At 62.9% G+C, this 22989-nt stretch carries 24 protein-coding genes and 1 pseudogene; 7 read left to right on the forward strand and 18 right to left on the reverse strand.

The window, feature by feature from the left end; all coding sequences use genetic code 11:
• Positions 1–9: 9 nt before the first annotated feature.
• The 3 genes from AXW83_RS26985 to AXW83_RS06335 all read right to left on the reverse strand — a co-directional run bounded on the left by AXW83_RS26985 (position 10) and on the right by AXW83_RS06335 (position 1686).
• Positions 10–165 carry a hypothetical protein gene (locus AXW83_RS26985; protein WP_156639839.1) on the reverse strand — a complete coding sequence of 52 codons (156 nt, stop codon included), beginning with the start codon at positions 163–165 and terminating at the stop codon, positions 10–12.
• Entirely contained in the window at positions 149–1024 is an 876-nt protein-coding gene (locus AXW83_RS06330) for a hypothetical protein (protein ID WP_066611605.1), read from the reverse strand. The genes AXW83_RS26985 and AXW83_RS06330 overlap by 17 nt, the downstream gene beginning before the upstream one ends.
• A 407-nt stretch (positions 1025–1431) precedes the next feature.
• Positions 1432–1686 carry a hypothetical protein gene (locus AXW83_RS06335; protein ID WP_066611607.1) on the reverse strand — a complete coding sequence of 85 codons (255 nt, stop codon included), beginning with the start codon at positions 1684–1686 and terminating at the stop codon, positions 1432–1434.
• Positions 1687–1746: 60 nt separating this feature from the next.
• On the opposite strand from AXW83_RS06335, the pseudogene AXW83_RS28220 reads away from it, so the two are divergent.
• From AXW83_RS28220 to AXW83_RS06350, 3 genes and pseudogenes are all read left to right on the forward strand, one after another.
• A pseudogene (locus tag AXW83_RS28220) lies at positions 1747–2007 on the forward strand (LexA family protein); the annotation flags it as partial.
• 88 nt (positions 2008–2095) lie between these two features.
• A complete protein-coding gene (locus tag AXW83_RS06345; protein WP_066611614.1) occupies positions 2096–3409 on the forward strand; it encodes a GGDEF domain-containing protein in 1314 nt (437 codons plus the stop codon).
• Positions 3410–3658: 249 nt separating this feature from the next.
• Positions 3659–3850, forward strand: a complete 192-nt coding sequence (locus tag AXW83_RS06350; protein WP_066611616.1) for a hypothetical protein — start codon at positions 3659–3661, stop codon at positions 3848–3850.
• Between the two features lie 68 nt (positions 3851–3918).
• Here AXW83_RS06350 and AXW83_RS06355 read toward each other — a convergent pair whose 3' ends face one another.
• The 3 genes from AXW83_RS06355 to AXW83_RS06360 form a co-directional block, all read right to left on the reverse strand.
• Complete coding sequence (locus AXW83_RS06355) at positions 3919–4602, reverse strand: hypothetical protein (RefSeq protein WP_156639840.1); 684 nt, start codon at positions 4600–4602, stop codon at positions 3919–3921.
• A gap of 244 nt (positions 4603–4846) precedes the next feature.
• Complete coding sequence (locus AXW83_RS26990; RefSeq protein ID WP_156639842.1) at positions 4847–5089, reverse strand: hypothetical protein; 243 nt, start codon at positions 5087–5089, stop codon at positions 4847–4849.
• Positions 5090–5141: 52 nt separating this feature from the next.
• The gene (locus AXW83_RS06360) at positions 5142–5984 is read right to left on the reverse strand and encodes a class I SAM-dependent methyltransferase (RefSeq protein ID WP_066611619.1); all 843 of its coding nucleotides are present in this window, start codon (positions 5982–5984) and stop codon (positions 5142–5144) included.
• A gap of 142 nt (positions 5985–6126) precedes the next feature.
• Between AXW83_RS06360 and AXW83_RS06365 the strand changes: the two genes are divergently transcribed.
• On the forward strand, positions 6127–8145 hold the full coding sequence (locus tag AXW83_RS06365; RefSeq protein ID WP_066611621.1) for a tetratricopeptide repeat protein: 2019 nt from the start codon (positions 6127–6129) through the stop codon (positions 8143–8145).
• 272 nt (positions 8146–8417) lie between these two features.
• On the opposite strand, the gene AXW83_RS06370 is transcribed toward AXW83_RS06365, so the two are convergent.
• Complete coding sequence (locus AXW83_RS06370; RefSeq protein ID WP_156639844.1) at positions 8418–10571, reverse strand: MobA/MobL family protein; 2154 nt, start codon at positions 10569–10571, stop codon at positions 8418–8420.
• A 210-nt stretch (positions 10572–10781) separates the two neighbouring features.
• Here AXW83_RS06370 and AXW83_RS06375 point away from each other — a divergent pair, with 210 nt between their 5' ends.
• Positions 10782–11213 carry a hypothetical protein gene (locus AXW83_RS06375; RefSeq protein ID WP_156639846.1) on the forward strand — a complete coding sequence of 144 codons (432 nt, stop codon included), beginning with the start codon at positions 10782–10784 and terminating at the stop codon, positions 11211–11213.
• Between the two features lie 13 nt (positions 11214–11226).
• Positions 11227–11616 (forward strand): hypothetical protein, encoded by a 390-nt coding sequence (locus AXW83_RS06380; protein ID WP_066611624.1) that lies wholly within the window; start codon positions 11227–11229, stop codon positions 11614–11616.
• Positions 11617–11626: 10 nt separating this feature from the next.
• Here the strand turns inward: AXW83_RS06380 and AXW83_RS06385 are convergent, their stop codons facing one another.
• On the reverse strand, positions 11627–12451 hold the full coding sequence (locus AXW83_RS06385; RefSeq protein ID WP_066611626.1) for a hypothetical protein: 825 nt from the start codon (positions 12449–12451) through the stop codon (positions 11627–11629).
• 321 nt (positions 12452–12772) lie between these two features.
• On the opposite strand from AXW83_RS06385, the gene AXW83_RS26995 reads away from it, so the two are divergent.
• Positions 12773–12928, forward strand: coding sequence for a hypothetical protein (locus tag AXW83_RS26995; protein ID WP_210179651.1), 156 nt, complete (start codon positions 12773–12775; stop codon positions 12926–12928).
• A 369-nt stretch (positions 12929–13297) separates the two neighbouring features.
• Here the strand turns inward: AXW83_RS26995 and AXW83_RS06390 are convergent, their stop codons facing one another.
• The 10 genes from AXW83_RS06390 to AXW83_RS06435 form a co-directional block, all read right to left on the reverse strand.
• Positions 13298–14734: an alginate export family protein gene (locus tag AXW83_RS06390; protein ID WP_066611628.1), complete on the reverse strand. Its 1437-nt coding sequence runs from the start codon at positions 14732–14734 to the stop codon at positions 13298–13300.
• Entirely contained in the window at positions 14731–16380 is a 1650-nt protein-coding gene (locus AXW83_RS06395) for an MFS transporter (protein WP_066611629.1), read from the reverse strand. Before AXW83_RS06395 ends, AXW83_RS06390 begins: the two co-directional genes overlap by 4 nt.
• Positions 16377–16823, reverse strand: a complete 447-nt coding sequence (locus AXW83_RS06400) for a DoxX family protein (RefSeq protein ID WP_066611630.1) — start codon at positions 16821–16823, stop codon at positions 16377–16379. Before AXW83_RS06400 ends, AXW83_RS06395 begins: the two co-directional genes overlap by 4 nt.
• 29 nt (positions 16824–16852) lie before the next feature.
• A complete protein-coding gene (locus AXW83_RS06405; protein WP_082766984.1) occupies positions 16853–18820 on the reverse strand; it encodes an amidohydrolase in 1968 nt (655 codons plus the stop codon).
• Positions 18817–19098: a XapX domain-containing protein gene (locus AXW83_RS06410; protein WP_066611633.1), complete on the reverse strand. Its 282-nt coding sequence runs from the start codon at positions 19096–19098 to the stop codon at positions 18817–18819. Before AXW83_RS06410 ends, AXW83_RS06405 begins: the two co-directional genes overlap by 4 nt.
• Positions 19099–19150: 52 nt before the next feature.
• Positions 19151–19987, reverse strand: a complete 837-nt coding sequence (locus tag AXW83_RS06415; RefSeq protein ID WP_066611634.1) for an alpha/beta fold hydrolase — start codon at positions 19985–19987, stop codon at positions 19151–19153.
• 3 nt (positions 19988–19990) lie between these two features.
• Entirely contained in the window at positions 19991–20644 is a 654-nt protein-coding gene (locus tag AXW83_RS06420) for a hydrolase (protein ID WP_066611636.1), read from the reverse strand.
• Positions 20645–20896: 252 nt separating this feature from the next.
• Complete coding sequence (locus AXW83_RS06425; protein ID WP_066611638.1) at positions 20897–21208, reverse strand: response regulator; 312 nt, start codon at positions 21206–21208, stop codon at positions 20897–20899.
• A gap of 182 nt (positions 21209–21390) precedes the next feature.
• The gene (locus tag AXW83_RS06430) at positions 21391–22224 is read right to left on the reverse strand and encodes a class II glutamine amidotransferase (protein WP_082766985.1); all 834 of its coding nucleotides are present in this window, start codon (positions 22222–22224) and stop codon (positions 21391–21393) included.
• 331 nt (positions 22225–22555) lie between these two features.
• Complete coding sequence (locus AXW83_RS06435; RefSeq protein WP_236841837.1) at positions 22556–22867, reverse strand: response regulator transcription factor; 312 nt, start codon at positions 22865–22867, stop codon at positions 22556–22558.
• Positions 22868–22989 lie beyond the last annotated feature (122 nt).

A 22989-nucleotide genomic window follows, 5' to 3' on the forward strand; every position in this document is an offset into this window, starting at 1 on the left:
AACGAGACCTTAAGAGCCCGGTTTAACGACCGGGCTCTTTTTCTTTTTGACGTTCTTGCCCTCGTCTTTCGGCGCTTTCGCATCATGCGGCTTCGGCGGCGTCGCCAGCATCCGCTTCAACACCTCGTCGCGGCGTTTCTCGTCTTCGTCAGGACGCTGCGGCATTGCTCACCGCCAGCGCCAGAACCGGCGATCCGGCCAGCCGCTTCTTGTTGATTTCTGCTGCCATAGCCGTGATTGTGACCTTGGAATAAGCAAAAAGCATGTCCGCGTCAGTGGCATCCAATACCGCGCGAACGTGCGCAAGCGGGTTCCGATCAAAGTCTTTGACGTGGCGAATGTGGCTAAGCGTTTTAGGCTCAGGGACTAGGGCGCCTGAACACTTCTCCAAGCCCCCGATCAAATCGCCCCATTGCTCTTTGCCGTTGTCAGCCTTGCCCGTGAAAAGTCGGTAATACTCGCGGAAGACAGCCTCGATCGCTCGGCAGCTATGGTAGCCGGAAGCCGTATACAACCCGAAAGCGTAGCAACGACCGGCGCTGATATACTCGTCGTTTGCAAGCGGCCCCATGGTCACTCTTACTTCGGGCGGGAACGTCTCGTTAGCGCGGTCCACAAGGTCTCCCAAATCGTACGTCCCGCGCTTCGGGACAAGATACGTGGCAGACCTCTGCATATCGGTACGGAAAACCGCCTCAAACGCGGCCATGGCGTTCTTGGCCCCGTACATTCGCCAGGCTTCGATCTTCAGGTTCCCGTCAGGCGGGAAGGTCCAATTCCCTTCCCCATCGCGGAAGTAGGTGTTCTGCAAATTGCCCAGTTCACGACGCAAAAGCGCCGCGTCGGGGCGGCAGAAATCCAGACGCGCCGGCGCATCGGGGCCAAGCAGGCGTTCGATAGCAGCGCTCGCGTTCATAAGGGGCATGAACAGACGCCCTACCGTCGTGTCGTCCGATACGACCACCGCGATTGGGTGCAGCTCACTGCCAATCGAGTAGAGCTGAAAAAGGTCAATTCTTTCCACGCGTAAGGCTCCCCAGCGGTTGCAAGGGAGCCTTACCACGTTTCCGCACCCTAGTTCAGCACCGGCCTGTCGCTGAGAATCATGCATCACGAAAACTGCTTTGTCACGTATATAATTAAGAATTAAATCCTAGCGGCAGTCACGAAGGCGCGAAACTACGGATCCCCCGTGTAAGTGACGGCATGAGCACGCTTGAGTTTGTGCATAAGACGAGGTTGCTGCGGAAAATTCGGGCGATCAAGGCGCCCGACCGCAAGGATCCCTGGCACCGCTGATGCCGGCGCCCTTCAAGCCTTGGTGCCTCTCCTGGAATCGCCCCAATAGTGTGACGGATCGCGCCGAAGGCCGTAGCCCGCCGCTTGCAAACCCGGCAGTCGGTTCGCCGACGTCTTTGCCGCGATGAAGGCTCACAGCGCGCGGATCTCTTCCTCGAATGCCTCCGGGATTTCGCCGTGGCGAGCGAGGACTGCAAGCGCGCTAACCTCGCCGGTCTCGTCGTCCGCAGTCACATGGATCACGGCCAGACCCTCCGCCGTGCGGCCGAGCCGCTCGCCATCGCGCAGCGCATGATGCTTCGTCTTCGCCAGCACGCGCTGCCCCGGCACCAGGCGCTTGCGGTGCGTCTTGAACGGCTGGAGGAAGAAGGTCTCGACGCTTGCCATGGCTTGACTCCGGGAGGCGGGTTCGTTCTCATTACGTTCTCATTTTGAGGAACGCAATCGATGCACGTCTCGCCCGCCGTCCTTGGACCGCCGATCTTCCTGCCGGTCTATCTGAAGGCAGTGCGCGCGGGCTTCCCGTCGCCGGCTGACGACTACCTGGACCAGCCGATCGACCTGTCGCGGGTGCTCATCCAGAACGCCCCGGCGACCTTCATCATGACGGTGGCCGGCGACAGCGCCATCGACGTCGGCATCTTCGACGGCAGTCTGATTACGGTCGACCGTAGCCTGGTGCCCAAGGACGGCGACGCCGTCGTTGTCGACGTCAACGGCGAGCGTAGCATCAAAATTTTCAGGATCGCCGGCGGTCGATCAAGTCTCGCGTTCGGCAACCGGCACCGTCGAGGATGTGCACGACGCCAAGCTGCTCGACGGCCTGCTGCGCCGCGACCCCGACGCCGCGCCGTTCCGCTTCGTCGATGTCGCCATGCCCGTCTATGGCGCCAACGGCGCGCTTGCAGGCGTTCTCGGCGCGCATTTGAGCTGGAACTGGGCCAGCGAGGTCCGCTCTCATCTCCTACGGAAATACGATCGCCAGCTCGAATCCGACATCTGGGTGCTGGGCCGAGATGGCAATATCCTGCTGGGACCGCAGCGCGCTGGTGCAGTGCCGGCCGCCTGGTTGCATGCAGCGAGATCCGGCAAGCCGGCGACGTTCCAGGATACGAGCGGTGGGCGCCGGATGCTGACGACGCTCGTTGCGACACAGGGCGAGGGCGAGTATCCCGGGCTGGGCTGGATCGTCGCCTCGCGGCGCCCGGTCGATGTTGCGCTGGCGCCGGCCAATCGCCTGGCGCTCACGATCGGCCTGCTCGGCATGCTGATCGCGGCATTGGGCTCAGCCCTCGCCTGGTTTCTCGCGGGCACGGTGACAAGACCGCTGACGCGGTTGTGTCGCGCGATCGACCTGATCGGCCGCCATCCCGGTGCCGACAGCGTCCAACGCCAGCATGGCTCGCGCGATCTGCTTCAGCTTTCCGGAACCGTGCGCTCACTGTTGCGCCGCGTCGGCACTGCCGAAAGGGGCGCGCAGGAAGCCAGGGAGGCCGCGCGCGAGGTCGAGCTTAGGGCGGAAGAACAGGCCCGCGCCTCCGACGAAAAGACCCGCCGCCTCGGGGCGGACATCCACACGCTGCGCGCTCTCGCCGACACCGATCCACTGACCAGCCTCTTCAATCGCCGCGCCTTCCTGCCCTTCGCAGAAGACGCGATGAACTATTTCAAGCGCTACAAGCGTGATGTCGGCGTGCTGATGTTCGACATCGATCATTTCAAGCGCGTCAACGACACCTTCGGCCACGCCGCCGGCGACGAAGTCATTCGCGCGGTCGGCAAGATCATCGCTGGGCAGGTTCGCACCACGGACAAGGTCGCCCGCTTCGGCGGCGAGGAGTTCGTCGTGCTGCTGCGCGAGACCGACGATGCCGGGGCGATGCTGCTGGCGAACCGCATCCGCGAGGCCGTCGAGAATACGATCGTGACGCAGGGGCTGGCCCATCTCTCGATCACGATCAGCGTCGGCGCGGCTATGGCCGGTCCGCGGGATCGGGATATCGAGGATGTCATCGCCCGCGCCGATGAGGGGCTATACCAGGCGAAATCCGCCGGCCGGAATCGAGTCGTGATGGGCCAGCACAATCTCGCGTTGACAGAGGCCGCTTGACGACTGGCCAGGTCCGGGGCTCGTTGGAGGCGCATTGCCCAGCGCTGGGTGGCGCTTGAACACGAGCCGTAAGGTACTCTTCAGACCGCGACGCCGCTGCCCACATCTCGTACCTCAGTTCCGGCCGGCTACGGGATCTTCCGCCCAGCTTGATCCGCCTCTTCTTGATCGAGGGCCGCAAGGCAGACATTCTCTCGGCCAAGCCGGCGCAGATGGGCGAAGGCGGCATGTTGGTGGTGAGGATGAGTGATGTCGGTGGTGCCGCTGATCCCGCTTCGACGGGTCGATGATTTGATCGAAAGGCTGGAGGCAGTCAAAGCCGACGCTGATGCGCGAGGCTTCGGCACGATGGCCTACTTCATCGAGACGACGCTAATCGAGGCACGGATTCAGCAGCGTCGGCTGACGATGACGTCGCCATGTACCACTGGCTCAGGGTGACAAGGGAGGTCGTTCGCAGGCTTATCGCGCAGCGGGAGGAGCTCGGGGGCTGAGAATCGATTGTGTCATCAGGCTTTCAGCGGCGGTCCTGAGGTGCGTCCGATCGCCTCGTCCTCAAAAGCCCTGATTGCCTTCCATGTCTGCGCTACGCGACGCCTAATGAGCGTCAGGGCCTCGTTGTTGACCTCGATGCCCGCCCGGCATTCTTGCTGGATTGTAGTCATCGAGTGCAACGCGGGCCCATCCCCACCGGTGAGCATATCGCTGCCCCTCAATATCCTGATTTGACCTGCGCCGACGATCACACTTGTGAGCCTCATCCGCAGACGCTCCGTAAGCTGAAATATCTCGTCGTCCCCGCTCTGAAGCTGGACCGTCTCGAGAGGCGAGAGCACCTCGATGACGCTGGAAAGAATTGCGTCGACGCGTCGATGGAACATCAAAAGGCCAGTCGCGCCGCTTCCGTCAAATTCTACACCGAGATCGGCGGCGCGTGCCCATTTTCCGATTCCTGAACCGCATAGCTCAAGATCGGCTCGTATCTTGTTGAGGTCAGCAGCCACTGCTCGCAAAGCTTCCGCGCCGGCCACAGCGGCTTGACGGTTAGCGGCCGCCACTTGCCTGTCAGCAGCTCCCAGCTGCTTGGCAGCCCAACGCAAGGTAAGGGCGGCGACCGCGGCGGTAATGATGTTTCCAGCCAGCGACTGATAGCGATTGAACCAAAATTCGAAGCAATTCGCGGCCTTCTTCAATTCGATATCGTCAGAGCGAGCCGTGCAGACGTCGCCTCCCGCGATCCAGAGGACGCCGAGAATAAAAAGCAGAGCTAGAAGCCCAAGCGGGACCCAAACTCGGAAGTGAAGGGATCGGCTCATACCCGCACGCTGGGCAATGAAGCGCCGTCGAGCAACCGCCCGACTGTGGCTGTCCACAGCCTCGCAAGAGGCCGCCGATCCAATCCGGCCGGCTGATCGCTGCGGCCGCGTGTATCTGAGGTCAGGGCAGCTTCACGAGGTCTGCATAGAGAGCGTTGCATCGCGGGCATTTGTAAACGCCCGCCAGTTGATGCGCCGGTCGAATTTGCGCACCATCTTTTTCAAGGCATGCAGAGCAAAACGGAATTCCCGTTGCCTTTCCGGCCTCGTTCTTGGCGTAGAAAAAGCCAACGTGCTCGACGAGCTCGCGTCTGGCGGAAACCCTTTTTGTGAGCTCCGCGATCTCGGTGTCCTTCTGGCGCATGTTGCGCCCGCGCCATAGCGCGGGCGTCTTCTGTCGGCTGCAACGCCCTTTATCAACGCCGCGTGATGATAACTTCCAGATAGGCGCTCGGCACTACCATGGTACCGTCTCCCGAGCGGTTGAACCGGGCGATGAGCGCCATCAGATCTTGCTCCAGTGCTGCCTGTGCCGGTGGCGCCAGCGATGCGAACGCCTTGAGCACGGGGCCGTAATAGCCCTTGAAGACTTCGAGCCAATGCTCCGGCGAGCGATAGCGGAAGTCGAAGTGACGATCCGTCGCCTCGATCGTGGCGAGACGGGGGTCGAAAAGCTCGGCAAGCCGCGCCTGCGTTCCCCACAGAGCCGGCGAACGCGCGCCTTGCGGCGGCGGGACATGCTTGCCGATTGTCTTGAAGAGCTGGCCGATGAAACCTTCTGGCGTCCAGTTCGCCATGCCTATCTTGCCGCCATGCCGGCAGACACGCACGAGTTCGGCGGCCGCCTGCTCCTGGTCAGGCGTGAACATCACGCCAAAGGTCGAGAGGACGGCGTCGAAGCTGGCGTCCGCGAACGGCAGCGCCTCGGCATCCGCTTCACGAAACGACATCTCCAGCCGCTCGGCACCGGCCCTCTCGCGAGCACGATCGAGCAACGCGCCGACATAGTCTGTGCTCGTCACCTTGCACCAGCGCCGGGCTGCCGCCAGGCTGGCGTTGCCGTTGCCGGCAGCTACGTCGAGCACCGTCTGGCCCGAGCGTAGATCGAGGGCCTCGCACAGGTTCTCTCCGACGATTTGCAGCGTTGTGCCGACGACGGCATAGTCGCCCGAGGACCAGGCCGCCTGTTGGCGTGCCTTGATTGCCGGGAAGTCTACGGTCTGCGGGGCCTGGCCCTGGATTGCTGCTGTGGCTGACATCGATCGCTCTCCCATGTGCAGTGTCGTGCTGTCGCAATTCGACTCGCTGCGGCTGTCCATTGGCCTGCCGTTGCGAGACGAGAGACGACACTGCAGACGGTAAGTGCCACTCGTGGAACCGAGCGTGGGAGCCGACGTGGATATGGCCGTGGAATCCGACATAAGCCGCGAGTCCGGTGCAGCATCGGTCCTGCAGCTGCGGCTCCTGGGACCGCTCGCGATCCGGCGCAACGGCTCGCTCCTCGCGCTCCCTGCGTCGCGCAAGGTTCTCGCGTTGTTGGGCTATCTCGTGCTCGCTCCGCAACCGGTCGCGCGGACCAAGCTCTGTGAACTGCTCTGGGATGGTCCCAACGACCCGCGCGGTGAGTTGCGCTGGTGCCTCAGCAAGATCAGGCACCTCGTCGACGAGCCGGGCCGGTCAAGGGTCGTCACGCAGTCCGACACGGTTCGGCTCGATCTGTCGGATTGCAGCGTCGATGCGCGCGACATCGTCCGCGCGAGTCAGAGCGACATCGCGGCGCTTTCCCCAGCCCGATTGAGAGCGCTCGCAGATCTGTTCGAAGGCGACATCCTTGATGGTCTGGAGATCGAACGCTGTCCGGCCTATGGCAACTGGCTCGTCGCGCAACGGCGGCGTTTTCATCACAGCCATATCGCGCTGCTCGAAAGGCTCGTCGCCAGCGGCGAAGACCATGGCGCCGGTTGCCTCGATCGCTGGTTGGAGCTCGCCCCGTTTGATCTAAACGCCCACGGCGTTCTGTTCGAGCGGCTCGCACGCAATGGCCAGATTCGGGATGGCGACGAGCATCTGGCGGCAGCAATGCGTCTGTTCGAGGCCGACGGGTTTGATAGCAGCCCCCTTCGCAAGGCATGGCATGCAGCCAGGACGCGCGACGGGGATCGTGCGCCAACACGTGCCGTCCTCGCTGCAGCCAACGCCATCGCAGACGAGAGCGAGCCGGTCATCGTCGCGGCGCACCGGGCCTCCATCGCGGTGATGCCATTCATCGATCAGTCCGTGACGGCCGGCGAAAATGGCGGGGCTGCGGCAGCGCTTGCCCATGACGTCATCACGCGGCTCGCGAAGCTGCGCAGCCTCTTCGTCATCGCCCAGGGTTCCGTCTTCAGGCTGCATGACCGGCATATCGGCCCACAGCAGGCAGGCCGAATGCTGAAGGTCGAATACGTCGTCAGCGGTTCGGTGCGGCATCACGGCAGCCGCCTGACGGTCACGGTCGAACTGAGCGAGAGCCACAGCGGCAGGATCCTGTGGGCCGAGATCTTCAACCGCGCCCTGGACGAAACGTTCATCGTGCTCGACGAGATCGGCAATCGGATCGTCGCCAGCGTCGCCAGCGAGATCGAAACCACCGAGCGCAACCGCGCGATCCTCAAGCCGCCGAGCAGCCTGAACGCATGGGAGGCGCATCACCGCGGCCTCTGGCATATGTACCGGTTCAACAAGGCCGACAACGAACAGGCCGGGCATTTCTTCGAGAAGGCGGTAAAGCTCGATCCGACCTTCGCGCGTGCCTATGCTGGGCTGTCCTTCACCCATTTCCAGAATGCCTTTCAGGGCTGGACCGCCCGAGCGCCCCAAATCGACCGGGCTTTTGAGGCGGCCGGGCAAAGCCTTATGGTCGATGACAGGGATCCGGCGGCGCATTGGGCCATGGGCAGGGCGCTCTGGCTGCGCGGCCGGCACGACCAGGCGGTCACGGAGCTGGAGCAGGCGATCGATCTCAGCCCCAACTTCGCTCAGGGGCATTATGCCCTGGCCTTCATCCACTCGCAGGCCGGCGATGCTGAAGCGGCCATTGTATCCTCGGATCATTCGCGCCAGCTCAGCCCGTTCGACCCGATGCTGTTCGGCATGCTCGGCGCCCGCGCCATGGCGCTGGTTCGCCTTGGGCTGTTCGACGAGGCGGCTGATTGGGCGGTCAAGGCCGCCGCTCGCCCGAATGCTCATGCCCAGATCCTAGCGATCGCCGCCCTGGCGCTTGGGCTCGCCGGCCGGCGCGACAAGGCGCAGGCTCATCTCGAAGCCATCCGTACGGAACTGCCGCAATACGGCGTCGATGATTTCCTCACCGCGATGCATTTCAACACTGATGACGAGACGCTGTTTCGCGATGGCGCGCGCCTGATCGGTATGACGTAGCATCGCGTCTTAAAGTCTGTCTGACGAGCGAGGTGCAATCTAGAGGGCTTGTAATTCGACACTGTTCGAAACCTCAAAGTCCGTTCCTGGGTGGCACTCCAGCGTCAGCTGTTGGCGCATTCCACCCGGGTGCAGAGCAGGGCGCGTGTAGCGCAAATGCATGGCGAACGCATCAGCGAACCATTCGTTCGCCCGCGTTTTACGCAGGCCTCGCCCTGCGAGACGAGGAGGTGATTATCTCGACTGCGTGTGGTTGGGCTGACGTGAGGACGCTAAATTTCCGGCAGTTTAGTGGCGCTTTTGGGTGCGGTGGCGTTTTCGGATTTTGCGAAGGGCTTCGTCGGATGTTGATGGATCACTTGGACGCTGGCGACGATTTGAGAAACGAGTCGACCCTCCCGACCAAATTTAGACAGGGCCTCGGTTAGATCTCCCCAGCTGCGCGGAGCAGATCCCCGGTCTGCCCACCGCTGTGCGGCCTTAGCAAGGTCGTTTGCGTTTATGCTAGCTGCCGCTGACATCGCGACCATTCGAGGCCCTGTCAGCTTGTTATGGATATGCATTCGATACGCGGTCTCTCCAAGGACCTCTTCGAATTCCGATCGCCTCGAAGCCGCAGGCGCGCTGGTGGGCCCGGCGTTACGAGTGGGCGCGGCGTTATCAACTACCGAAACCGGATAAAGGAAATGAGCGTCGGGCTGGATCGCGGGCACGGACCGGCTGACCTGCGCCCAAGTCGGGAGCTCACCTAGTTGATTGATGGTCTGAACCATCAAATTTTTAGCTTCGTCGTCATGGCGGAGATCCAGAGCGAGGCGCCGCCCCTCCAATGTGCGGAAGATCCTAAATGCCTCCAATGTCGCCCTGCGGCCGCGCTTTCCTAGATGCGCTAGGACTCCAGCAGCTCGATGCAGATCCACAATGAGGCGCTGCCGTTCACGTTCGGCCTGGCGAAACAAATCGATGATCCTTGTGTCGTTCCCTAAAGATCCCTTGGCGTCTTCGATCTGGGCCTCGATTGCGTGTTGCATAGCCGTCCTCAGACGGCTTGGTTCAAGGTCGCCAGCTCGCCTACCATCCTTGCTGATTTTTGCTAAAAGGATCGCTCTACCCCGCTTCTTCAGCGCTTTGATGCAATCGTCCCGAAACTGTCTTGTTCGCTTATCGGGCGCAGCGACGGCGACCATCGCTGCAGCATTTTGCAGCCGAAGACGTGCGCGCCTGGCGCTTGTCTGATCCGAAACAAGACGATCGCTGCGGTTTCGCTGGGGAGGCAAAACCAGCAGCGGCGCGTCATCCAACCTAGCGGTAAGCCGCTCAATACCGCTTTGCCTCATGCGTGCCCGACGGCGCTTAGCATTACGGGAGCGCGTCGATAATGAAGCGTTTGGGACTGAGGCGGAGGAGGCGGTGACGATTGACAGATCGACATCCGAGCTCGCGCCCAGCAAAACATCGTGCTGATGGGTCGTGCTCGCCGCAACGACCTCGCCTTGCATCGGCGTGAGTTCATCGCGATGCAGTTGACGTAGCCGGTTCCTCCGCGACCGCGATCGGTCGGACGCGCTCAGGTTCGATGTCGACGCGAGTAACGGCGAACCCCAGGATGTTACTTCTCGCGCCTCCAACTCGACAGACCTTGTCTGGCGCCATGATATGTGAGGGATGCCGCGACGTTCGAGCCTTTTCTGATATTCGATCTCGCCACGTCGGAGGATGGTGACCGGTTCATCCGGAATGCCTTGGCGTGCGAAGGACCGATGGTCGACACGCTCGAGGGTGAACTGGGAAATAAGATCAGCCCAGGTCGAGCGCATCCACTCCATCTCTCCGGAGATTTGTCGTGTGCCATTGCGGGTCTCGACGATGAGCGGATTGCCCTCGGCAAGTTCCTTCTTCCGGGCCGCGATGCCGTCTAGCGCACGAACTTTGCGCCCGAAATCGGTTTCCGCAAATCGTCGGGTCGACATAAGGATGTGCATATGGTCGTTAGCGCTGCCTTCCTTGTGATGCACCGCCCACTGCGCGAACACACCGAACCGACCGACCAGCGCGGCCGCGAAAGTTTCGGTTGCTGCTTGAGCCTGCTGCGTTGTCAGCCCGTATGGAAGGGCTGCGTCAATATGAACGGCAACGCGTGGCGCCTTGCCCGCCCGGCGCTGATACTCGCCGTCCTTCCGGCGCTCCATCTGGTCAGCGGCCTGCCAAAGCTGCACTTTGTCGCGCGTAACACCAGCAGGAACGCTAATGCCGACGCATGCGATCTCGCTTGGATGGTGAGGACGCGACAAAGCTCGTCCGAGCCAATGCGTTTCGCCGGCAATATAAGCGGATTTTGAGCCCGCCGAGAAAGAGCCTTTCGCAGGATCAGCTCGAACCCATCGGGCACCGAAGTGGAACACGCATTCCTCCATCAAGATCTTCACAGGCCCCTGCCAGGCACGCGCAATTTGGAACGGCGACCTTGGAGCTGTTCGGATTGCCTAGGCGGGCCGGGAGGACGTGCCGTCCTCCACTGGACCCTCCTGGCACCCTACACGGTATTTGCTGATTTACTATATACATTGTAATCCGTGTGCGAATCATTCATATGCAGGGTGCTGTCGCCATGGCAGCGGCTGTGAAAGGATCTTCAGATGGCTAATAGTGTGATGGGAGTGCGGTTCGACGACGTCGCCGCCGAGGGGAAGCTGATGAATGGTGTCGGGCAGACGTGGGCCGCCGCCGGGAAGCCGGTCGCCCTCATCGAGGAGATTGCCGAACGCGCCACCCGCGCCGGCAAGAATGAGGTTGTCGCAAAGCTCGTGCGGACCGCCTACGACGCCGGCTTGATCTTCGATGAGCGGACGCCGCTGCTGCAGCAGGAACAGAGCCGCTATCTCGCCGAGCGGAAGCGCAAGTCCGACGAGGCGAAGATCAAGGCGAAGATGCGGAAGGAGCAGCTGCTGCGCGATGAGGTCAACAAGGTGATCCAGCAGCGCGATGCCGAAACGCGCGCTCGCGCTGCGGCGCAGTCGGCGGGTCAGCCCGTTCAGTCCGGCTCGCAGAAGCCGGGCACGCAGGCCTAGTGGGAGCGACCGCATGAACGAGAACGCATCGAAGTCGTTCGCTATGGGGACGGGCCAGGCTGCGCCCGTTGAATTCGAGCCCTACAGCGCGACCCGGGACTCGAACTTGATCTTCAACGCCGCGATGGCGTTGATCAACGCGACGGCCGTCAACGGCAAGCTGAACCTGAAGCCGGCAGTCGCTGTTAAGTGGGCCGCCATGTCTCTCGGCATGGCACGAGCGGCCCCGTCCAAAACTGCCTATGAAGAGGCCCAGAAGAATCCTGACGCTGGCATCGCCTTCATCCAGCAGACGATTCAGGATCTCCAAGTGGCCCACGAAGCGGCGGTGCGGAAAGAAGTCCAGATCGAGGATGAAGTGATCGGAGCGGCTGGTAGGGGGCCTGCCACCTCTCAGAACTAATCGTGGACTTTCAGTCTCCAGCTATCTCAAGCGTGGCCAGCCTCGGCGTAAAATCAACAGCGACGAAGACAGCCTTTGTCTCTGCGATACCGAAGGACCGGAACATATCCCGCAGGGGACCCATGTTCCGGTCCTTATCGTGTGCGATGACAGGCGTGATGTTCAAAGCGATACACTTCAAAATGTCGCCTATGAGAAGGGAATCGCGGATAGCCAATTCTGACGCGCTCGTGAGACGCTCGGCGAGAAAGATCGCATAGGCCTTGTCGCCGTCGTCGCGGACGATCTGATCGACCAGGGATCCGAGCCCAAGACCGGGCGGCCTCGCTTGCACGTTGCTCAGAGGCCCAAGAATTTTATGAGCCAGTTGTGACGCTTGCCGCGAAAATGACGCCACAAGCTGTTCATCGAGTGCATCGTCGAGGTCGACCTGCAGGACGGTGCGATTCCTCTGATCGGCAGCAAGTGACGCGATTGAATAATCCCCGTTCAGGAGGCGCCGTGCAGCTCGCCGTGCGCCCCTTGTATCGCTGCGATACCAGCGTTCGATGATCTCGACTGCTTGAAATGACTGCTTTTGAAGTGCCTTTGCCAGGATCGGCTCAGAGCTGGCCAAGACCCTCAAAAAGGCGCCTGCCTTGGCCGCACGACGAATGTGCGTAGGGTGAGGACCGAAGCGGGAACTTAGATCTTCAAGAATCTTGCCGCGTCGCTTCTGCTGAACGCCAGCTAGCGCGGCAAGGGCCTCTTCGGCTAAAGCAAACCATTCGTCCGCTGAAACCGAAAATCGTCCATTTGGATCCAATTTGCCGGCTGCCGGGGGTGTATCGGCCATTGTTCGGTCTCGTTGAGAGGAAGGTGTCACTGGTCGTTTAGAGTGGTCCCGAGGAGGGGGCAAATTTGATATCTGGGCGTGACCATCCAGAGGAGCGCGGCAGTACGCCCGGTGGACGCGTCGGCGGCAGTTTTGGCGGCAACGAGCCAGCACCAGTCCAGTGAACCTGCCGACGCAAGTGGCTCGACGTCCTCGCCAAGCCAAAAAAAAGGGGCCAAGAGCGTTTGGTGTGTAGAGGCTTAGGCTGCCGTCGAATGCAGCCAAGATAGTAGCGGCTGGCTCCGTTCCCTCAAGGCCTCAAACCAGACGACTGAGCCCGAGGTGCTGGCGAAGCGCGATTCAGCGCTCGAATGGTGCCGGCACGCGAGCAATCATTCGGCAAGCTACGGCGGCAAGTCGTGGCGCTACGCGCTGATCCCGCATGATGCGATTGCCGAAAACATGACTCTTACCGGTTTCTCACGGCAGTTCGGCTAAGGAGATCGCAGCAATCGACGTTCAACACGACGGTGCGCATTTTCCGAAACGGACTCTTGACGTTGGTCCACCAAACAGGTCCACTGGAGGTGCGCGAAGATGGAAGGGATCGACCGAAATCACGCAAAAACTGCGAATTTGTGCTGTTTTTGGCGATTTTTGGAAATGTCTCAGAGTCCTAGTCCCCCAGCCAGTTTCACGTCCGCCGGAGTTTGGCGCATCAAACCCGGGAGAAACAAGAGCGATTCTGGCCCATAGCTAACTCTAGGAACGTCCTCTTCGGCCGGTTTGATTGGCGATCGTGCCCCCGCAGTTACACTTGTCGCACTGTAATGGGGAAGGCGTACGCGGTGTGCCAACGCCTGACGATTAAAATATGAACTGCGCCCAACCGGCGACAAAATCACCCGAGCGCCCGCCGGCCTGCTTCAGCCGCTCGCCGGGCGTGTAGTGGACATAGGTCCCGCCGATCGTCAGGTGCTCCGTCGCGCTCCACTCGAATGCCGCGCTGGTCTGCTGACCGATGAAGCGGCCGGTTCCGCCGGCGGTCCCGCGGACCGGACTGAGCGGCGGCGCATAGAAGCCATCGGCCTCGGCCTGTTTCCAGAGCGGGTTCCAACCGAGCGTGACGCTGAGTTTTGGTGTGAGCGACAGGGTCAGGTTCGGCTGGATGTCGATCAGGTTGGCCGGCGCGGCGAGATTGGCCTCGGAGAAGTATGGCAGCTTCGGAAACAGCGGGTTGAAGGTGCCGAGTCGGTTGTCGCGCAGGTTCCCGTCGCCGCTGATGGCGTCGGCGTTCAGTCCGAGGCGCGGCGAGAAGGGTAGATCGGCGAAGCGGTAGCCAAGGTTCCCCGAGACGGTCCAGGCGAAAATATCGGCCGTGCCGAAGCTGCCGAACTGGAAGGCCGCTTCGATATTCCAGTCGAAACCGCTTCGCTTGCCGAAGAGCCGGGTGCCGAGCGTGTGCCGGCGCTCGGTCGCTGTGCCTTGGGCGAAGCGGGCCTCGTCGCGCTCAAGGCCGAGATAGTAGAGATCGGCCTTGAGGCCGGGCATCAAGGGGATCGCCGCTGTCGCATAGGCGCCCCAAAATAGCTGGGCCCGATCGTTGCTATCGTTGAAGGCCCCGAGCTGCGGGGCGACCGGACGCATCAGGAAGGCGTCGATCCGCGACTCGCCTGATCCAATCCAGGCGGCGCGGGCGCCGTCGAAGGCGCGGCGGATATTCGGGCTTTCGCGGACCGAGACAAGACGTGAGGAGCCAAAGCTCATTTCCTGGCGGCCGCCGCGCAGCATGATCTCGCCGCCAGCAGCCGGGAGCGACAGCTCGCCGAAGGCCTGCAGGACATCGACCTGGTCCTTCTGCGTCGGCGGCGGCTTGCCGGCCCAGCCCGGTGCGAGGCCGCTGGCCAGTTCAACGAAGGCCCTGGCATTGGTGCCGAAATGGAGGTCGGCGAACAGGAAGGAGCGCAGCAGCGTATAGTCATTACGGCGCGGCGAACCGAGTCCGAAGACCGGATCGCGCGAGGATTCGAAGCGCGCCCTGAACTCGCCGCCCAGCGTCAGATACACCGAGCCGTCGCCGCTTAGCGGAATCCATTTGACCGGGTCGAACGGGTCGGTCTGCAGAGCTGGGTCGCGCAGGGGCGTCCAATCCTCGTTGAAGCGGTGGCTTTCATAGGCAGGGCGGTTGGTTGGGGTCTGTGCGAGGGCGGCGGTCTCGCTCAGTCCGAGGATCGCGACCAGCGCTGCGCCGGCGACATCGCGGAGGCGGCAATCCGGCCATGAATCCGACCATGCCGAGCTCATGACTCGTGATCCGCCGCACCAGTCTTGCGGCCCTCCCGTTGCGGCGAAAGCCCGAGCAGATGCGTGACGATCGGTGCCTCAGGCCCAGCATGGAAGCGCCTCACCTCGGCCTGGAGGTCGGCATCGGCCTTCGACACGCGCTTGTGCTGCCGCAGGTGCTCCGCCCAGGACTCGACCATAAACCATTCCACGATGCGCTCGGGCGAGGCCGCATCCTCGCTGACGCCCCACGCGAAGGCGCCGTCGCGCCTCCGCTCGGGGGCGACCCGGGCGATGGCTGCCAGAAAGGCTGCGCGATTCTCGCGGGCGATGCGGTATTCGATCGTGATCGTCACCGGGCCACGATCATGCTCGACCGGCTCGGCGATGGCGGGCTCCGGCCAATGCGACGAGGGGGTCAGGTCGGACTCGCCCTCCGGCAGCGGTAGGCGTAACGCTGCGAAGGCGACGACGACCAGCGCCAAAGCCGCCGCGACCAATGCGCCTTGAAGTCCTATCGCTTCCGCAATGAGGCCCCAGAGAAGGCTTCCGGCAGCCGAGGCGCCGTTGAACACCGTCAGGTAGATCGCCAGACCCCGGCCGCGCACCCAGTTCGGCAGGATCGCCTGTATCGTGCCGTTGAACGTGGTCAGGGCCGCAATCCAGGCGCCGCCGAGGATGAGGAGCAGGATGACCGCGAGCCATTGCGGTGGCGCGGCCGCAAGCGCCGCGGTGACTGCAGCGGTCACGAGCGTTGCACCGAGCATTATGCGATCGACGCCGATGTGCGCCCGGAACCGCGGCAGCACGATCGCGCCGATGATCGCTCCGGTGCCAACCGCGCCGAGGAGAAGGCCGTAAAAGCCGGCACCGCCTTCAAGCAGCCGGCGGGCCACCAGCGGCAGCAGTGCCCAGATCGCACTGGCGCAAATGAAAAAGAGCGTTGCGCGTAGCAGCACCCGGTGCAGCTCGCGGCTGGCGCGGGCGTAGCGCAGCCCAGCTCGGAAGGCGCCACCGAAATGCTCGCGCAGCTCGTCATCGGCTCCGGCGGGACGCCGCCACCAGACCAGGGCGGCGATGACAAGGACATAGCTGAGCACGTCCGCGCCATAGGTCGCCGCCGCTCCGAAGGTGACGAGCAGGACCCCGCCGAGCGCCGGACCGATTGAGCGGGCGATGTTGAAGCCGAGTGAATTGAGCGCGATCGCGTTGCGCAAGTCGGATCTCGGTACGAGCTCGGGCACGATCGACTGCCAGGTCGGCCCCATCAACGCTGCGCCGACGCCGCCAAGGAAGGTCAGCCCGACCAGGATCTCGACGGTCAGCCTGTTGGTAAGCGCCAGGGCGAGCAGGGATGCGCTGATCAGACCGAGCAGGATCTGCACGCCTATAAGAAGCTTACGGCGGTCGACAATGTCGGACAGCACGCCAGCAGGAATCGCCAGCAGGAAGATTGGCAGGGTGCCGGCGACTTGGATCATCGCCACCGCAGAGGGCGAGCCGGACAGATCCGTCACTAGCCACGCGCTGGCAACATCGCGCATGAACGTGCCGATGTTTCCCAGAATGGTCGCCGCCCAGAGCACGGCAAAGACCGTCTGCCGCAAAGGCGAAAATGCCGATGACGGGATCGGCGCTGTGGGGGCGGCATGTGGCGCTTCGGTCATCGGGCTCGGCCTCTGCAGGAGCGGGCCGCGAGGATCGCCAGCAGGGCGAGGCCGCCGATGATCGAGACATGCTCGAAGAAGATGTTCTGGTGCAGGAAGCGCTCAGTCGCCGGTTTCAACCAGAAGGCATGGGCGAAGAGCGTTGCGATGGCGGTGAAGCCGGCGAGCGCCGCGGCGCCGATCCAGGCATAACGCCCACCAGCGATCAGCAGGGCCGAGCCGCCGAGCTGGGTCATGATGACTAAGACGGCGAGGAGCGCCGCCGGCTCGAACCCGGTCAGGCCGCGCACCTCGGCCGTCGCGCCGCCGAAATCAGCGAGCTTCGCGACGCCGCTGAGCAGGAAGGGCAGGGTGACCGCGATCCGAGCGATCATGGCCAGCCAAGACTGCCCGAGCAGGTTTTCGGCGGCCGACTGGACGGCGGAGAGCGGCGAAGCCGACATGACGCAAATCCTTCGTTGAGAGGTACTGCTTAGAAGGCCCAGCACGAGCATCCGAGCGCGCCCCAGAAGGCGCCTTCATCGCGGGCCGGCGCCGCCGCGGTCAGTGCGGTTGCATGAGCGTGGCCATGGACGCCACAGGCGCTGGCGCAGCCGCACGACGCCGCGAATGCGTATTTGCGGTCGTCCAGCGCGGCGCGCTTCTGGTAACCGCCGAAGCTCCTGACCGGCGACCAGTCCGGCATCACCGGCGGCAACGGTGGGCTCATCGGTGCAAAATCGCCGGCGCCGAAGACGACCTTGCCGCCGAGCAGCGTCAGCACGCTCTCGATGTCCTGGATCTCGTCTTCCGGCACGTTCATATAGTCGCGGTCGAGCACGACAAGGTCGGCAAGCTGGCCGGCTTTGATCTGGCCCTTCTTGCCTTCCTCGGTCGAGAACCAGGTATTGGCCTGCGTCCAAAGCCGGAGCGCGCTCTCGCGGTCGAGCAGGTTGCGCTGCGGATAGAGCTTGAGGCCGCCCAGCGTCTTGCCGGTGACGAGCCAGGCCAGCGAGACCCAGGGGTTGTAGCTTGCGACGCGGGTTGCATCCGTGCCGGCGCCGACCGGGACGCCGGCCTCCAGCATGCGCGCGATCGGCGGCGTGCGCTCGGCCGCCTTGGCGCCGTAGCGCTCGACGAAATCCTCGCCCTGGAACATCATCCGGTGTTGCACAGCAATGCCGCCGCCGAGCGCGGCGATGCGGTCGATATTTCGGTCGCTGATGGTCTCGCAATGGTCGAAGAACCAGTGCAGGCCCTGCAGCGGCACGTCGCGATTGACCTTCTCGAAGACGTCGAGGGCCCGCGTGATCGTCTCGTTATAGGTGGCATGAAGACGCCAGGGCCAGCGGTTCTCCGCCAGCAGCCGCACCACAGGCTCGAGATCCCCCTCCATCGACGGCGGCATCTCCGGCCGTTCGAACTTGAAGTCCTCAAAATCGGCGGCCGAGTAGACCAGCATCTCCCCGGCGCCGTTATGGCGGTAGAGATCGTCACCCTGTCCAGGCTTGACCTGCTTGGCCCAGCCAGCAAAGTCGGCCAACTCCTCCTTCGGTTTCTGGGTAAATAGGTTGTAGGCGATCCGAAGGGTAAGCTGTCCCTCGGCATGCAGCTTCTCGATGATCGCGTAATCGTCAGGATAGTTCTGGAAGCCGCCGCCGGCGTCGATGACCGTGGTGACGCCGAGCCGGTTCATCTCACGCATAAAGTGCCGGGTGGAGTTGAGCTGGTACTCGGGCGGCAGCTTGGGGCCCTTGGCCAGGGTCGAGTAGAGGATCGTGGCGTTGGGCTTGGCCAGCAGCAGGCCTGTCGGGTTGCCGGCATTGTCGCGCTGGATCTCGCCGCCCGGCGGATTGGGCGTGTCTTTGGTATAGCCGGCTGCGCGCAGGGCGGCCCCGTTGAGCAAAGCCCGGTCGTAAAGATGCAGGATGAAGACCGGCGTGTCCGGCGCGATCACGTTGATCTCGTCCAGTGTCGGCAGACGCTTCTCGGCGAATTGATGCTCGGTGAAGCCGCCAACGACGCGCACCCATTGCGGCGGCGGCGTCACGGCGACTTGCTTCTTCAGCATCTCCATGGCCTGGGCGAGCGAGCGCACCCCGTCCCACCGCAGCTCCATATTGTAGTTCAACCCGCCGCGGATGATGTGCATGTGGCTGTCGATCAGTCCCGGCACCGCGCGGCGGCCGCCGAGATCGACCACCAGCGTGGCGGGACCGGCAAGCGCCCGCATCTCCGGCTCGGAACCGGTGCCGATGAAGCGCCCTCCCGCGATGGCGACGGCCTGCGGGTTTGGGTTTGTCTGGTCGAGCGTGGTGAAGCGGCCGTTTACAAGAATAAGGTCTGCGATCATGGCAATCGCTCCTGAACCGGCAGTCTGGGCGGCGGTCGATCCGCTGATAAGGGCCGAAAGTGCGCCCGCTGCGCCACCAAGCGCCGTCTGTCTGCGTGTCGGGTTCATGATGGTGTGCCTCCGGAGTCGCTCGCGCGATCGTTAAGAGCGGTGCGAGCGGGCAAGGCCCCGAAGACATGCTCGCCGCATTCGCTTCTAAGCCAGCCGAGGCTGAGCTTTTCGCCGGCCATCAAGCGCTTTGCGACAGGGACAATTTGCTCGCCGGCAAGAATGCCGAGCAGTCCGATCAGCGCCACGATCGGTGGCGCTGGCGAGCGTATGTTGAGCAGGCTGTAGATCACGCCGACCAGCAGGCCTGCACTGAGCGCCATCAGGTACAGCTTCATTGTGCCCTCCAATCTCCGCCATAATTGGCCGGCCAAAACGGCCCCCTGCCGATCAGCTTTCGATGAAGGCCAAGAGGTCCGCGTTGATTAGGTCGGCGTGGGTGGACAGCATGCCGTGCGAGAGGTCCGGATAGGTCTTGAGCGTGCCGTTCCTGAGCAGCTTGACCGAGAGGTGGGCCGAAGCGGCGATCGGCACGATCTGATCGTCCTCGCCGTGCAGCACCAGCGTGGGTACGGTGATTGCCCTTAGGTCCTCGCTCTGGTCGGTCTCGGAAAAGGCCTTGATGCCGTCGTAATGCGCCTTGGCACCGCCGCTCATGCCCTGGCGCCACCAATTCTGGATGGCCCCCTGGGAGACCGTCGCGCCCGGCCGGTTGAAGCCGTAGAATGGACCGGTCGGCAGATCGAGGAAGAACTGTGCGCGGTTATCGGCGAGTGCCTTGCGCAATCCATCGAAGACCGCGATCGGCAGCCCGCCCGGGTTGGATTCGGCTTTCGCCATCAGCGGTGGGATGGCGCTGACAAGCACCGCCTTAGCGACCCGTCCCTGCGGCTCGCCATGCCTCGCGACATAGCGGGCGACCTCTCCGCCGCCGGTGGAATGGCCGATATGGACCGATCCACGCAGGTCAAGATGCTCGACGACCGCGGAGGCGTCGGCGGCGTAATGGTCCATGTCATGTCCATCGGCAACCTGTTCCGAGCGCCCGTGGCCGCGCCGGTCATGAGCAACGACGCGATAGCCCTTCGACAGGAAGAAGAGCATCTGGTTGTCCCATTCATCGGCGCTCAGCGGCCAGCCGTGATGGAACATGATCGACTTGGCATCCTTCGGACCCCAGTCCTTAAAGAAGATCGCGACGCCGTCCTTCGTGGTGATCGTCGGCATGGCTCAGTGACCTTCCTGAGCGCCGAACATGGTCTTGGCATAGACGATGCCGAGTCCGTAGGCGCCGCCGAGCTTTTTGGCGATGCCGGTGGTCAGGTCGTAGGTCCCCGTGCGGGCCCAGTCGCGCTGTAGTTCGAGCAGGTATTGCAAGGCGGTCATCGGCCGTGCGCCGGCCTGGATCATGCGTTCCATGGCGCGCTCATGCGCCTCAGTCGAGACGTCGCCGCAGGCGTCGGCAATGACGTAGACATCAAAACCTTGCTCCAGCGCCGATAGGGCAGGGCCCACGATGCAGACGCTGGTCCAGAGCCCGGCCAGCACGATGCGTGACTTGCCGATCTCGTTGACCTTGTCGATAACGCCAGCATCCTCCCAGGTATTCATCGAGGTTCGGTCGAGCAGCGCTTGGCCTGGGAAGGCCTCGGTGATCTCGCCGAACATCGGGCCTGAGAAGCTCTTCTCGGCGACCGTGGTCAGGATCGTCGAGACGCCGAACCCGGCGGCGGCATGCGAGATCAGAGCGGCGTTGTTGCGCAGTGCGACGGCGTCGATCGACTTGGTCGCGAAGGACATCTGCGACTGGAAGTCGATCAGGATCAGCGCGTGGTCCTGCGGCGAGAGAAGAGCCTTGCCGGGAGCGGCGACAGCGGTTGGCATGTGGATGACTCCGGTAAAGGGACACGAGGGGATGGATTGTCGGAAGTGTCAGTCGTCGTGACGCCGGTCGCGAGAAATGGTCCGTCTCACAAACCGAGGTCACTAACGCCAGCAAATAGGATCCAGGGCGCTCGCGTTCTCGTCTCGACAGCTCACTGACAGCCATGAGCTTCTACGAAAGGGCGGTGGGTCGGGACAATTATCCTGAGGTGTCCCGTATACTGTGCATTGGGATAGGCGCTTGGGCCGATGTCAGTCGGCAACGGTCGAGCGCAGTGCTTTCAGTAGAACATCGGGATTGCACGGCTTTGTCAGATAGAATCTGACCCCGATCTCTTGAGCCAACACCCTTGTCGCGTGATCGGGGTATGCCGTCATCAGAATGGTGGGCAGCGCCCGGCCGGAGGTGGCGATGTGGCGGCAGAGCTCGAGGCCGCTCATGCTGGCCATCCGCATGTCCACGATCAGGCAGCATGCATGGAGAAAGTGTTCAGAGCCGAGGAAGGCAGCCGCGCTCGGATAACCGACCGCCACGAAGCCTAAAGCCCGTATCAGACCAACCATCGCCTCGCAGGCCGAGTGGCGAGATCAGCCCCATGTGACACCCGTCCGATCGCGCGCCATCATTGGATGTGTCGAAGGTGGACCGGATTACCCTTGTGCCACATTACCCTTGTGCCCCCCATTACGGACGTGACGGCGGGGGCATCGATGACGTGGCATGACCCCGTAGAAGTGGACTAACCCTAATGTGTTTGGGCTGCTCCTGCCGCAGCAGGCCGGCTTGTGACGTCTCCAACCCGGTTCGGATGCACTCGCATCGGTTGGATGGTTAATGAGCCATCCCCATGCACCGATAGAACCGCGTTCTTTGGGATCGCGTTCCATCCGACCGTTTGGTTGTCGAACGGTTCCGACGCCACGATAAGGCCAGAGGTCCCATCTCGGTAGTAGAGGGTCGGCGGCCTCGAGTCCGTTGACCAACGGTACGCATGGATCGAACACCCATCCGTGTATGCAGCCGAGAACCTGAGGGGTTCACGGATGCCTGCCTCCGTCATGACATCGACGGTGAGCCGGAGAGTTCGTTGCACGGCCCCGATGGGGTCGTCAGCAAGCCCCTGAGCCAGCGCGATTAGGAAGAGAACCTCTGTGTCACCTGTCCCCTGCCGGTGGGCGTAGAGTGCGTCCGGTATGTGGCTCTCGAGCCGCCGCCTGATCCGCTCATAGCCGCCGACCTGACCGTTGTGCATGAACAGGTGACGTCCATAGGCGAACGGGTGACAGGCGGCCCTGGCGACCGTCCCACTAGTCGCGGCACGAACGTGGGCGAAGAATAGCCGTGTGCGGACCTGTTCGCAGAGTGACCGGAGATTCTCGTCAGACCATGCGGGGCGGACCTCGCGAAAGACACCGGGCGTCTCACGCTCCCCGTACCAGCCCAAGCCGAAACCGTCGCCGTTTATCTCTGTCTTCGCCTCGTGAGCATGCAGGGACTGCTGGACGAGAGAATGGGCAGGGGCGCACACCAGATCCGACATCAGGACCGGCTTGCCCCGGTAGGCCAGGAAGCGGCACACGGGATATCTCCTTGGGAGGCGACTTCGGAATGCGCTTCCTGCATCGGAATACGCGAAACGTCGCCTTTCACGATGGACCGCAGCGTCCCGCCGCGACGCAAGCGTAAGCGGCAGGCGCCCTATGATACTCTCTCCCGCAATTGGGGAGAGACGTCTTGGTTCTAGCCTCGACGGGATGCCAGAATTTCGAGCAGCGCTCTCGCGGCCAGCGCCTTCTCGTCCATCGCCATATTGCGAACGGCGATGAGGTTTTACGAATGGACGGTAGGTCGGGACAATTATCCTGAGGTGTCCCGTACCCTGTGCGTTGGGATATGGGCTTCGGCCGATGTCAGCCGGCAAGGGTCGAGCGCAGTGCTTGCAGCAGCTCATCGGGATTGCACGGTTTAGTCAGATAAAATCTGACCCCGATCTCCTGCGCCAACACGCGGGTCGCGTGATCGGGGTATGCCGTCATCAGAATGGTGGGGAGCGTTCTGCCGGAGGCGGCGATGCGCCGGCAGAGTTCGAGGCCGCTCATTCCGGCCATGCGCATATCCGCGATCAGGCAGCACACATGGATGAATTGATCGGAGCCGAGGAAGGCGGCCGCGCTTGGAAAGCCGATCGCCGTGAAGCCCATGGCCATGATCAGATCGACCATCGCCACGCGGGCCGAGGCGTCGTCGTCGACCACCGCGATCGGGAGAATAGCAGGCATCCGTTACGGCTTAGCCTCAGCGCATCCGGCTAGATCGTGATCCACCGCCGGGTTCAAGTGCGCCA

This window comes from Bosea sp. PAMC 26642 (assembly GCF_001562255.1).
Classification (GTDB): domain Bacteria; phylum Pseudomonadota; class Alphaproteobacteria; order Rhizobiales; family Beijerinckiaceae; genus Allobosea.